This is a genomic window from Paenibacillus melissococcoides, assembly GCA_944800085.1.
Classification (GTDB): Bacteria; Bacillota; Bacilli; order Paenibacillales; family Paenibacillaceae; genus Paenibacillus_B; species Paenibacillus_B melissococcoides.
The window spans coordinates 1,551,261-1,565,150 of record CALYLO010000001.1; the positions used below are offsets into that span (position 1 = coordinate 1,551,261).

The 13,890-nt window shown below is 51.7% G+C and carries 4 protein-coding genes; all 4 read left to right on the forward strand.

Annotated features, from left to right (window positions below; genetic code table 11):
- Nucleotides 1-222: 222 nt before the first annotated feature.
- The 4 genes from OCY70_RS07240 (at nucleotide 223) to OCY70_RS07255 (ending at nucleotide 13,868) form a co-directional block, all read left to right on the forward strand.
- Nucleotides 223-2,955, forward strand: a complete 2,733-nt coding sequence (locus tag OCY70_RS07240; RefSeq protein WP_261944679.1) for a Tc toxin subunit A — start codon at nucleotides 223-225, stop codon at nucleotides 2,953-2,955.
- A gap of 30 nt (nucleotides 2,956-2,985) precedes the next feature.
- The gene (locus tag OCY70_RS07245; RefSeq protein WP_390905196.1) at nucleotides 2,986-6,579 is read left to right on the forward strand and encodes a Tc toxin subunit A-related protein; all 3,594 of its coding nucleotides are present in this window, start codon (nucleotides 2,986-2,988) and stop codon (nucleotides 6,577-6,579) included.
- Nucleotides 6,580-6,938: 359 nt separating this feature from the next.
- Nucleotides 6,939-10,238 carry a Tc toxin subunit A gene (locus tag OCY70_RS07250; protein WP_261944677.1) on the forward strand — a complete coding sequence of 1,100 codons (3,300 nt, stop codon included), beginning with the start codon at nucleotides 6,939-6,941 and terminating at the stop codon, nucleotides 10,236-10,238.
- Nucleotides 10,239-10,268: 30 nt separating this feature from the next.
- On the forward strand, nucleotides 10,269-13,868 hold the full coding sequence (locus tag OCY70_RS07255; protein ID WP_261944676.1) for a Tc toxin subunit A-related protein: 3,600 nt from the start codon (nucleotides 10,269-10,271) through the stop codon (nucleotides 13,866-13,868).
- Nucleotides 13,869-13,890 lie beyond the last annotated feature (22 nt).

Genomic DNA, 13,890 nt, shown 5'->3' on the forward strand with positions numbered 1-13,890 from the left:
CCTTCCGAGATTCCTGAAGGATGAACCATATTTTCACCCAGCAATGAAAATATCTATGTTTTTTTTTGGAAGGCGAGAGGTATGCTTGGATTGTAAATGAAAGGGGGACCTGTTCATGGGGAATAACCAAAAACGGTAACGGATATCTTCTATGGTTTTGATGTCTGCGGTTATTTTGACTGTGCGGAGTACTCATCATTCAGAACACAAGAGGAGGAGTTCATGGTGTCAACAATAGACAACACGGCCGGCGTATTCCGGCTCGGAAGCGAACAATTAACAGAAGCGCTTAAGCAATCTGGTTATCGGACAGTCTTTGATATTGCATCTGACAATCTTGCGGAGTTTCAGAAAAACAATCCGGAGATTCCCTCTTCCGACGCGAAGGAGATTTATCAATTAGCCGTCCAGAGGACAGAAAACTTATACATGCTTTATAAGGCCTGGCAACTGCATAATGATCCGGTCGTTCAGAGCCTTCCCAAATTATCCGCGGATACCGGCCTGCAAGGCATGCGTGCCGCGCTGGAGCGGAGTCTTGGAGGCGGAGCCGATTTTGGAGATTTGTTCCCGGAGCGATCGCCAGAGGGTTATGCGGAAGCCTCCTCTATACAGTCGCTTTTTTCGCCGGGACGTTACCTGACGGTGCTGTATAAAATTGCCCGGCAGCTCCACAGTCCAGGCGACAAATTGCATATTGACAACCGCCGCCCTGATTTGAAGTCGCTGATCCTGAGCAATGACAATATGAACCGGGAGTTGTCTTCTCTGGATATCCTGCTTGATGTGCTGCAGCCCGAAGGCTCTGACACGCTGACATCCTTGAAGGATACCTACTATCCGATGACCCTCCCGTATGATGACGACCTTGCGCAAATCAATGCCGTGGCGGAGGCGCGCTCATCCAATTTGCTGGGGATCTGGGATACCCTGCTCGACACGCAGCGGACTTCCATCCTGCAGAATTCCGCCGCTGCCCGCCGGATTGGCAAGCCGCGGGAATTGCCCTCCCCAATTGCCGATACTACCCCGTCTCCGCGGACGAGGGAAGCCCTTTCCTTGACGCCAAACAGCTTCCGTCTGCTGGTCAACCCCGAGCCGACAGCAGAGGATATCGCCAACCACTACAACGTCACGCCGGCCCTAACCCGAGCTCCTGCCGATCTGGCCGCCGTTCTGAATGATGTTGATGATTTCTGCCTGAAAACCGGTTTGAGCTTTAATGAATTGCTGGACTTAACGATGCAAAAGGATTATGAATCAATCGGCAGCGAGTACAAAAGCCGGTTTGTAAAATTTGGCGGCGAGGCCAATGTTCCGGTTTCGACCTATGGAGCTGCTTTTCTGACAGGAACGGAAGAAACTCCGTTGTGGGTAAAACAGTATAACAGCGCGGGCGCTCCAATAGACACCCCTGTTTTGAACTTTACGGCGGATAATGTTGTGGCTATGGCAGGAAGGGCGGAAAAGCTTGTCCGGCTGGTGCGCAGCACGGGTCTTTCCTTTGAGCAGTTGGATTGGCTGATCACCAATGCCAGCCGCGCCGTAATCGAACACGGCGGAGAACTGATTCTGGATAAGCCGGTATTGGAGGCAGTGGCGGAATTCACCCGGCTCCATAAGCGTTATGGCGTCACATCGGATATGTTTGCCGCTTTTATCGGCGAAGTCAATACGTATGCAGAAGCGGGCAAAGATAGCTTTTATCAGACGCTCTTCAGCACAGCCGACCATTCGGCTACCTTACCTTTGGGGGCTACTTTGCAATTTGAGGTGAGCAAGCAGGATCGATATGAATCGATTTGCTGCGGGGCCATGGGGGTAACTGCCGATGAGTTTTCCCGTATCGGCAAATACTGCTTTGGCGACAAAGCTCAGCAAATCACCGCCAATGAAACAAACGTTGCCCAGCTTTATCGTTTGGGCCGAATTCCTCAAATGCTTGGATTGCGTTTTACCGAGGCGGAGCTGTTGTGGAAATTGATGGCTGGCGGCGAGGATACTTTGCTCCGTACGATTGGCGCTAACCCTCGCAGTTTAGAAGCGTTAGAGATTATTCGCCGTACGGAGGTCCTTTTGGACTGGATGGATGCCCATCAGCTGGATGTTGTCTCCCTGCAAGCAATGGTTACCAACCGGTACAGCGATACGGCTACGCCGGAGCTGTACAATTTTTTGGTACAGGTGCACCAATCCGCTAGCAGCGCCGCGAACATGTCCAGAGCGGATGCTCAGGATACGTTGCCCGCAGACAAGCTGTGCCGGGCATTGGCGGCGGGCTTCAAACTGAAAGCCAATGTGATGGCGCAAGTAATTGACTGGATGGAAAAAACAGGATCATTTACGCTGCGGGCTTTCTGGGACAAGCTTCAAGCGTATTTCATCGCCGATCATGAGGATGAACTAACGGCCCTGGAAGGAGAAGCCGGATTACTGCAATGGTGCCAGCAGATTAGCCAGTATGCGCTGATTGTACGTTGGTGCGGGTTAACCGAGCAAGATCTGGCCCTGCTGACCGGGCATCCCGAGCAGCTAATGGACGGACAACATACGGTGCCCGTACCCTCGCTGCACCTCCTGCTGGTACTGACCCGCCTGAAGGAATGGCAGCAGCGCGTCCAGGTTTCCAGCGAGGAGGCTATGCGCTATTTTGCCCAGGCCAATTCGCTGACCGTCACGCGCGACACTGCGCTCAAGCTGCTTGCCCGTATCCATGGCTGGAATGAAGCGGATACCGCCTCGATGAATGACTACCTGCTGGGAGAGAACGAATATCCCAAGAACTTCGAGCAGATCTTTGCTTTGGAAAGCTGGGTCAACCTGGGCCGTCAACTGAACGTTGGCAGCAGAACGCTGGGAGAACTGGTTGACATGGCCGAAGAGGAAAAAACCGCGGAAAACATGGATCTGATTACTTCGGTAGCCCACAGCCTGATGGCTGCGACGCAAGCCTGAACCGACATGACCAAGGAAGGTGATAAGCATATGTCTACTTCAACCCTGTTGCAATCGATTAAAGAATCCCGCCGGGATGCGTTGGTTAATCATTATCTCGCCAACAATATTCCGCAAGAGCTTACGGACAAGATTACGGACGCGGACAGCCTGTATGAATACTTGCTGCTGGATACCAAGATCAGTGAACTGGTGAAAACATCGCCGATAGCGGAGGCCATCAGCAGCGTGCAGTTATACATGAACCGCTGCGCCGAAGGCTATGAAGGCAAGCTGACTCCGGAAAGCAACAGCCATTTCGCGCCGGGAAAATTCCTGGATAACTGGGATACCTATAACAAGCGTTATTCCACCTGGGCAGGCAAGGAACGTCTGAAATATTATGCAGGCAGCTATATTGATCCGTCGTTACGCTACAACAAAACCGATCCGTTCCTGAACCTGGAACAAAGCATCAGTCAGGGAAGAATCACCGATGACACCGTAAAGAACGCGCTGCAACACTACCTGACTGAATATGAAGTGTTGGCGGATCTCGAATATATCAGCGTAAATAAGGGAGCCGACGAAAGTGTTTTATTCTTTGTGGGCCGGACCAAGACAATGCCTTACGAATATTACTGGCGCCGCTTAACACTGAAAAAGGACAATAACAATAAACTGGTACCAGCTATCTGGTCCCAGTGGAAAAAAATCACGGCCAATATCGGCGAAGCGGTTGATAACTATGCAGTGCTTTTCTGGTATAAAAATCGCCTACATGTACAATGGTGTTCTACAGAGAAGACTCAAAATGATGCTGGAGAAGCCGTTGAGAAACAGTATCTGAATGACTGGATCATGAATAGTTCCGGAATCTGGTCTTCATTCCGAAAGTCTTCATTTATCAAAAATAGTTTTACATATCACTCAGGTCCCATTGCCTCCGAATATGTTACTAGTTTTGGGAATGAACTGTTCTGTGATGATCCAGGTTCTTTTAAGGCAACATTAACAGCACTTCCATATGGAAGAATACATGTTTATTTTGAAAAAAGGTACCACCTTAACTATGCTTGGCTCCATGTTGGAGGCATGAACAAAAGTTTACGAGAAGGGGAGAGTGGGGAATTCAGCTTCCCTGCAAATCAAAGTTTTTTTGTACAATTAAGTAATCAGTCCGGACCGTCTATAGGGCCTTCTTTCGTTACGAATTATTTAGGAGATACACTCCAAAACTCTTACGGCTCAATTAACAACGATCAATACAACCCTCCATCAGGAAGCAATATCCGAGGTCCTATCGACCTTACCCTGAAAAATAATATCGACCTGTCGGCCTTGTTGGAAGAGAGCCTCGACGCACTGTTCGACTACACCATTCAGGGCGATGAACAATTGGGCGGCATGACTGCCTTTAACGGGCCTTACGGACTTTACTTGTGGGAAATCTTCTTCCATGTTCCTTTTTTAATGGCGGTTCGCTTTCAAACCGAGCAGCGGTATGAGTTGGCGGAACGTTGGTTTCAATTCATCTTTAACAGCGCCGGATACCGTGATGACTACGGCAGTCTGCTGACGGATGACAAAGGGAACGTGCGCTACTGGAATGTGATGCCGCTGCAGGAGGACACGGAGTGGAATGACACGTTGTCCCTGGCAACGACCGACCCGGACGAGATTGCGATGGCCGACCCGATGCAATACAAGCTGGCTATATTTATTCACACCTTAGACTTCCTGATCAGCCGCGGCGACAGCTTGTACCGGATGCTGGAGCGGGATGCCCTGACCGAAGCCAAGATGTATTACATCCAGGCCAGCCAACTGCTGGGTCCCCGCCCCGAGATCCGGATCAATCACAGTTGGCCTGATCCGACCCTGCAAAGCGAAGCGGAGGCGGTAACCGCCGTACCGACGCGAAGCGATTCGCGGGCAGCGCCAATCCTTGCCTTGCGAGCGCTTCTGAAAGCGGAAAACGGGCATTTCCTGCCGCCCTATAATGATGAACTGTTAGCTTTCTGGGATAAAATCGAACTGCGTTTATACAATCTGCGCCACAATCTGAGCCTGGACGGTCAGCCGCTTCATTTGCCGCTCTTTGCCGAGCCGGTGAATCCCCGTGAGCTGCAGGTGCAGCATGGCGCAGGCGATGGATTGGGGGGAAGCTCCAATTCCGTCCAAAGCCGTCAGAGTGTCTATCGTTTCCCTCTGGTCATCGACAAGGCGCGCAATGCGGCGAACAGTGTTATCCAATTCGGCAATGCCCTGGAAAATGCATTGGCCAAGCAGGACAGCGAAGCCATGACCATGCTGTTGCAAACCCAGCAGCAGATTGTCCTGCAGCAAACCCGCGATATTCAGGAGAAGAACCTGGCCGCGCTGCAAGCAAGTCTGGAAGCAGCCATGACAGCGAAAGCGGGGGCGGAATCGAGGAAGACCCATTTTGCCGGCCTGGCGGACAACTGGATGTCCGAAAATGAAACCGCCTCACTTGCACTGCGTACCACCGCGGGAATCATCAATACAAGCTCAACCGTGCCGATCGCCATCGCCGGCGGCCTGGATATGGCTCCTAACGTTTTCGGACTGGCGACCGGAGGTTCCCGTTGGGGAGCCGTCAGCTCCGCTGTAGCCCAAGGATTGCAAATCGCCGCCGGAGTCATGGAACAGACGGCCAATATCATCGATATTAGCGAAAGCTACCGCCGGCGCCGGGAGGATTGGCTGCTGCAGCGGGATATTGCCGAGAATGAAGCGGCGCAGCTGGATTCGCAGATTGCGGCCCTGCGGGAACAGATGGATATGGCGCGCAAGCAACTTGCGCTGGCGGAGACGGAACAGGCGCACGCGCAAGCAGTCTACGAGCTGCAAAGCACTCGCTTTACGAATCAAGCTTTGTATAACTGGATGGCCGGACGTCTGTCGTCTCTATACTATCAAATGTATGACGCCGCATTGCCGCTCTGCATGATGGCCAAACAGGCTTTAGAGAAAGAAATCGGCAATGATAAAACGGCTGGACTCTTCACCCTCCCGGCCTGGAATGATCTGTATCAAGGATTATTGGCGGGCGAGGCGCTGCTGCTCGAGCTTCAGAAGCTGGAGAACCTGTGGCTGGAGGAAGACAAGCGCGGAATGGAAGCCGTAAAAACGGTATCTTTAGATACCCTTCTGCGCAAAGAAAAGGCAGAATCCGGGTTTGCAGATTTCGTCAAGGAAGTTCTGAACGGAAAAACGCCTGACCCTGCAGGCGGAGTGGGCGTACAACTGCAAAACAATATTTTCACCGCAACCCTTGACCTGTCCGTTCTTGGCCTGGATCGCTTTTACAACCAAGCGGAAAAGGCCCACAGGATCAAAAACCTGTCGGTTACCTTGCCCGCGCTATTGGGACCTTATCAGGATATAGCGGCAACCTTATCGCTAGGCGGCGAGACCGTTGCGCTTTCCCATGGCGTGGATGACAGCGGCTTGTTCATCACGGATCTTAACGACAGCCGTTTCCTGCCTTTCGAGGGCATGGATCCGTTATCCGGCAGACTCGTTCTGTCGATATTCCATGCCGGGCAAGACGGTGACCAGCGCCTCCTGCTGGAAAGCCTGAACGACGTCATCTTCCACATTCGATATGTCATGAAATAGTGAAAAAGTTGAGCAGCCAGATATACTACGGGGCTTAAATACAAGCTCCCCCAGATTGAGACAAACTCCCGCGAAATACTGCAACCGCGGGAGTTTTTTTATTTTCCATCCATACTTTCAAATATGAAATTGAAATTATATCTCCCAGCGCCTGAAGAATGAAACATATTTTCACCCATCAATGAAAATATCTATGCTTTTTTTTGGAAGGCGAGAGGTATGCTTGGATTGTAAATGAAAGGGGGACCTGTTCATGGGGAATAACCAAAAACGGTAACGGAAGCTTCTATGGTTTTGATGTCTACGGTCATTTTGACTGTACGGAGTACTCATCATTCAGAACACAAGAGGAGGAGTTCATGGTGTCAACAACAGACAACACGGCCGGCGTATTCCGGCTCGGAACCGAACAATTAACAGAAGCGCTTAAGCAGTCCGGTTATCGGACAGTCTTTGATATTGCATCTGACAATCTTGCGGAATTTCAGAAAAACAATCCGGAGATTCCCTCTTCCGACGCGAAGGAGATTTATCAATTAGCCGTCCAGAGGACAGAAAACTTATGTGTGCTTTATAAGGCCTGGCAGCTTCGCAATGATCCTGTCGTCCAAAGCCTTCCAAAATTATCCGCGGATACCGGCCTGCAAGGCATGCGTGCCGCGTTGGAGCGGAGTCTTGGAGGCGGAGCCGATTTTGGAGATTTGTTCCCGGAGCGATCGCCAGAGGGTTATGCGGAAGCCTCCTCTATACAGTCGCTTTTTTCGCCGGGACGTTACCTGACGGTGCTGTATAAAATTGCCCGGCAGCTCCACAGTCCAGACGACAAGCTGCATATTGACAATCGCCGTCCTGATTTGAAGTCGCTGATTCTCAGCAATGACAATATGAACCGCGAGGTGTCTTCTCTGGATATCCTGCTGGATGTGCTGCAGCCCGAAGGCTCTGACACGCTGACATCCTTGAAGGATACCTACTATCCGATGACCCTCCCGTATGATGACGACCTTGCGCAAATCAATGCCGTGGCGGAGGCGCGCTCATCCAATTTGCTGGGGATCTGGGATACCCTGCTCGACACGCAGCGGACTTCCATCCTGCAGAATTCCGCCGCTGCCCGCCGGATAAGCAAGGCGCGGCACTCGGCATACGCCAATCAGAAAGCTGCCGATGATGATGAGGTATTGATCACAGGGGAGGAATTCTACCTGGAGACCGGCGGGAAACGTCTCTTTTTTGCGCATAAACTCGAAATAGGGTCAACCATAAGCGCTAAAATCAACATTGGAAAGCCGCAAGCGGCCGCAGTCGCGCCGGCGAAGTTTCAACTCGTGTACTATGGCAGGGGAGACAAAGGGAACTACTTCCTGCGCGTGGCAGACGATGTCTCGCTCGAAGGAAAGCTGCTGACAAATTGTTATATGGCCAGCGACGACGGACAGAGCAACAATATTAGCGGGCCATACTGCCTAATGATCAATCGAGGTAGCGGCAACAGGCCCAGCGGGACTCACCTGCCAGTTCAGATTGAAAGGGTGACAGATACATCCATACGCATTTTTGTGCCGCAACACGGTTACTTTGGGCTGGGAGAAAGCCTTGCCAGCAACTGGAATGAGCCGTTGGCGCTGAATCTGGACTTGGATGAAGCGTTGACCTTTACCCTGAGAAAGAATGAGTCCGGACAAGATACCATTTCCATAATCGATATGATGCCGCCTGTTGCCGACACGACCCCGTCTCCGCCGACGAGGGAAACGCTTTCCTTGACGCCAAACAGCTTCCGTCTGCTGGTCAACCCCGAGCCGACAGCAGAGGACATCGCCAAGCATTACAACGTCCCGACGGCCACTACCCGAGCTTCTGCCGATCTGGCCGCCTCCTTAAATGTTGTCGATGATTTCTGCCTCAAAACCGGTTTGAGCTTTAATGAATTGCTGGACTTAACGATGCAGAAGGATTATCAGTCAAAAAGCAGTGAGTACAAAAGCCGATTTATAAAATTTGGCGGCGGGGAGAATGTTCCGGTTTCAACCTATGGAGCTGTGTTTTTGACAGGTACGGAAGAAACTCCGTTGTGGGTAAAACAGTATAACAGCGCGGGCGCTGCAACAAGCAACCCTGTTTTGAACTTTACGACAGATAATGTTGTGGCTCTGGCAGGAAGGGCGGAAAAGCTTGTCCGGCTGGCGCGCAGCACGGGTCTTTCCTTTGAGCAGTTGGATTGGCTGATTGCCAATGCCAGCCGCGCCGTAATCGAACACGGCGGAGAACTGATTCTGGATAAGCCGGTATTGGAGGCAGTGGCGGAATTCACCCGGCTCCATAAGCGTTATGGCGTCACATCGGATATGTTTGCCGCTTTTATCGGCGAAGTCAATACGTATGCAGAAGCGGGCAAAGATAGCTTTTATCAGACGCTCTTCAGCACAGCCGACCATTCGGCTACCTTACCTTTGGGGGCTACTTTGCAATTTGAGGTGAGCAAGCAGGATCGATATGAATCGATTTGCTGCGGGGCCATGGGGGTGACCGCCGATGAGTTTTCCCGTATCGGCAAATACTGCTTTGGCGACAAAGCTCAGCAAATCACCGCCAATGAAACAAACGTTGCCCAGCTTTATCGTTTGGGACGAATTCCTCAAATGCTTGGATTGCGTTTTACCGAGGCGGAGCTGTTGTGGAAATTGATGGCTGGCGGCGAGGATACTTTGCTCCGTACGATTGGCGCTAACCCTCGCAGTTTAGAAGCGTTAGAGATTATTCGCCGTACGGAGGTCCTTTTGGACTGGATGGATGCCCATCAGCTGGATGTTGTCTCCCTGCAAGCAATGGTTACCAACCGGTACAGCGATACGGCTACGCCGGAGCTGTACAATTTTTTGGTACAGGTGCACCAATCCGCTAGCAGCGCCGCGAACATGTCCAGAGCGGATGCTCAGGATACGTTGCCCGCAGACAAGCTGTGCCGGGCATTGGCGGCGGGCTTCAAACTGAAAGCCAATGTGATGGCGCAAGTAATTGACTGGATGGACAAAACAGGATCATTTACGCTGCGGGCTTTCTGGGACAAGCTTCAAGCGTATTTCATCGCCGATCATGAGGATGAACTAACGGCCCTGGAAGGAGAAGCCGGATTACTGCAATGGTGCCAGCAGATTAGCCAGTATGCGCTGATTGTACGTTGGTGCGGGTTAACCGAGCAAGATCTGGCCCTGCTGACCGGGCATCCCGAGCAGCTAATGGACGGACAACATACGGTGCCCGTACCCTCGCTGCACCTCCTGCTGGTACTGACCCGCCTGAAGGAATGGCAGCAGCGCGTCCAGGTTTCCAGCGAGGAGGCTATGCGCTATTTTGCCCAGGCCAATTCGCTGACCGTCACGCGCGACACTGCGCTCAAGCTGCTTGCCCGTATCCATGGCTGGAATGAAGCGGATACCGCCTCGATGAATGACTACCTGCTGGGAGAGAACGAATATCCCAAGAACTTCGAGCAGATCTTTGCTTTGGAAAGCTGGGTCAACCTGGGCCGTCAACTGAACGTTGGCAGCAGAACGCTGGGAGAACTGGTTGACATGGCCGAAGAGGAAAAAACCGCGGAAAACATGGATCTGATTACTTCGGTAGCCCACAGCCTGATGGCTGCGACGCAAGCCTGAACCGACATGACCAAGGAAGGTGATAAGCATATGTCTACTTCAACCCTGTTGCAATCGATTAAAGAATCCCGCCGGGATGCGTTGGTTAATCATTATCTCGCCAACAATATTCCGCAAGAGCTTACGGACAAGATTACGGACGCGGACAGCCTGTATGAATACTTGCTGCTGGATACCAAGATCAGTGAACTGGTGAAAACATCGCCGATAGCGGAGGCCATCAGCAGCGTGCAGTTATACATGAACCGCTGCGCCGAAGGCTATGAAGGCAAGCTGACTCCGGAAAGCAACAGCCATTTCGCGCCGGGAAAATTCCTGGATAACTGGGATACCTATAACAAGCGTTATTCCACCTGGGCAGGCAAGGAACGTCTGAAATATTATGCAGGCAGCTATATTGATCCGTCGTTACGCTACAACAAAACCGATCCGTTCCTGAACCTGGAACAAAGCATCAGTCAGGGAAGAATCACCGATGACACCGTAAAGAACGCGCTGCAACACTACCTGACTGAATATGAAGTGTTGGCGGATCTCGAATATATCAGCGTAAATAAGGGAGCCGACGAAAGTGTTTTATTCTTTGTGGGCCGGACCAAGACAATGCCTTACGAATATTACTGGCGCCGCTTAACACTGAAAAAGGACAATAACAATAAACTGGTACCAGCTATCTGGTCCCAGTGGAAAAAAATCACGGCCAATATCGGCGAAGCGGTTGATAACTATGCAGTGCTTTTCTGGTATAAAAATCGCCTACATGTACAATGGTGTTCTACAGAGAAGACTCAAAATGATGCTGGAGAAGCCGTTGAGAAACAGTATCTGAATGACTGGATCATGAATAGTTCCGGAATCTGGTCTTCATTCCGAAAGTCTTCATTTATCAAAAATAGTTTTACATATCACTCAGGTCCCATTGCCTCCGAATATGTTACTAGTTTTGGGAATGAACTGTTCTGTGATGATCCAGGTTCTTTTAAGGCAACATTAACAGCACTTCCATATGGAAGAATACATGTTTATTTTGAAAAAAGGTACCACCTTAACTATGCTTGGCTCCATGTTGGAGGCATGAACAAAAGTTTACGAGAAGGGGAGAGTGGGGAATTCAGCTTCCCTGCAAATCAAAGTTTTTTTGTACAATTAAGTAATCAGTCCGGACCGTCTATAGGGCCTTCTTTCGTTACGAATTATTTAGGAGATACACTCCAAAACTCTTACGGCTCAATTAACAACGATCAATACAACCCTCCATCAGGAAGCAATATCCGAGGTCCTATCGACCTTACCCTGAAAAATAATATCGACCTGTCGGCCTTGTTGGAAGAGAGCCTCGACGCACTGTTCGACTACACCATTCAGGGCGATGAACAATTGGGCGGCATGACTGCCTTTAACGGGCCTTACGGACTTTACTTGTGGGAAATCTTCTTCCATGTTCCTTTTTTAATGGCGGTTCGCTTTCAAACCGAGCAGCGGTATGAGTTGGCGGAACGTTGGTTTCAATTCATCTTTAACAGCGCCGGATACCGTGATGACTACGGCAGTCTGCTGACGGATGACAAAGGGAACGTGCGCTACTGGAATGTGATGCCGCTGCAGGAGGACACGGAGTGGAATGACACGTTGTCCCTGGCAACGACCGACCCGGACGAGATTGCGATGGCCGACCCGATGCAATACAAGCTGGCTATATTTATTCACACCTTAGACTTCCTGATCAGCCGCGGCGACAGCTTGTACCGGATGCTGGAGCGGGATGCCCTGACCGAAGCCAAGATGTATTACATCCAGGCCAGCCAACTGCTTGGTCCGCGTCCTGATATCCGGATCAATCACAGTTGGCCTGATCCGACGCTGCAAAGCGAAGCGGATGCGGTAACCGCTGTGCCGACCCGAAGCGATTCGCGGGCAGCGCCAATCCTCGCCTTGCGAGCGCTTCTGAAAGCGGAAAACGGGCATTTCCTGCCGCCTTATAATGATGAACTGTTAGCTTTCTGGGATAAAATCGAACTGCGTTTATACAATTTGCGGCACAACTTGAGCCTGGACGGTCAGCCGCTTCATTTGCCGCTCTTTGCCGAGCCGGTGAATCCGCGTGAGCTGCAGGTTCAGCATGGCGCAGGCGATGGATTGGGGGGAAGCTCCAATTCCGTCCAAAGCCGTCAGAGTGTCTATCGTTTCCCTCTGGTCATCGACAAGGCGCGCAATGCGGCGAACAGTGTTATCCAATTCGGCAATGCCCTGGAAAATGCATTGGCCAAGCAGGACAGCGAAGCCATGACCATGCTGTTGCAAACCCAGCAGCAGATTGTCCTGCAGCAAACCCGCGATATTCAGGAGAAGAACCTGGCTGCGCTGCAAGCAAGTCTGGAAGCAGCCATGACAGCGAAAGCGGGGGCGGAATCGAGGAAGACCCATTTTGCCGGCTTGGCGGACAACTGGATGTCCGCAAATGAAACGGCTTCACTTGCACTGCGTACCACCGCGGGAATCATCAATACAAGCTCAACCGTGCCGATCGCCATCGCCGGCGGCCTGGATATGGCTCCGAACGTTTTCGGACTGGCGACCGGAGGTTCCCGTTGGGGAGCCGTCAGCTCCGCTGTAGCCCAAGGATTGCAAATCGCCGCCGGAGTCATGGAACAGACGGCCAATATCATCGATATTAGCGAAAGCTACCGCCGGCGCCGGGAGGATTGGCTGCTGCAGCGGGATATTGCCGAGAATGAAGCGGCGCAGCTGGATTCGCAGATTGCGGCCCTGCGGGAACAGATGGATATGGCGCGCAAGCAACTTGCGCTGGCGGAGACGGAACAGGCGCACGCGCAAGCAGTCTACGAGCTGCAAAGCACCCGCTTTACGAATCAAGCTTTGTACAACTGGATGGCCGGGCGTCTGTCGTCTCTATACTATCAAATGTATGACGCCGCATTGCCGCTCTGCATGATGGCCAAACAGGCTTTAGAGAAAGAAATCGCCAATGATAAAACGGCTGGACTCTTCACCCTCCCGGCCTGGAATGATCTGTATCAGGGATTGCTGGCGGGCGAGGCGCTGCTGCTCGAGCTTCAGAAGCTGGAGAATCTGTGGCTGGAGGAAGACAAGCGCGGAATGGAAGCCGTAAAAACAGTCTCTCTGGATACTCTTCTTCGCAAAACAAATCCGAACTCCGGGTTTGCGGATCTCGTCAAGGAGGCTCTGGACGAAAACGGAAAGACGCCTGACCCGGTGAGCGGAGTCGGCGTACAGCTGCAAAACAATATTTTCAGCGCAACCCTTGACCTCTCCGTTCTTGGCTTGGATCGCTCTTACAACCAAGCGGAAAAGACCCGCAGGATCAAAAACCTGTCGGTTACCTTACCCGCGCTATTGGGACCTTATCAGGATATAGAGGCAACCTTATCGCTAGGCGGCGAGACCGTTGCGCTTTCCCATGGCATGGATGACAGCGGCTTGTTCATCACGGATCTTAACGACAGCCGTTTCCTGCCTTTCGAGGGCATGGATCCGGTATCCGGCACACTCGTTCTGTCGATATTCCATGCCGGGCAAGACGGCGACCAGCGCCTCCTGCTGGAAAGCCTGAACGACGTCATCTTCCACATTCGATATGTTATGAAATAGCTTTTCAGTCAGATATATTCAG

Bases quoted from the DNA above. Each gene is read 5' to 3' on its own strand.
- OCY70_RS07245 (WP_390905196.1), top strand. From the start codon at position 2,986: ATGTCTACTTCAACCCTGTTGCAATCGATTAAAGAATCCCGCCGGGAT.
- OCY70_RS07250 (WP_261944677.1), top strand. From the start codon at position 6,939: ATGGTGTCAACAACAGACAACACGGCCGGCGTATTCCGGCTCGGAACC.
- OCY70_RS07255 (WP_261944676.1), top strand. From the start codon at position 10,269: ATGTCTACTTCAACCCTGTTGCAATCGATTAAAGAATCCCGCCGGGAT.
- OCY70_RS07240 (WP_261944679.1), top strand. From the start codon at position 223: ATGGTGTCAACAATAGACAACACGGCCGGCGTATTCCGGCTCGGAAGC.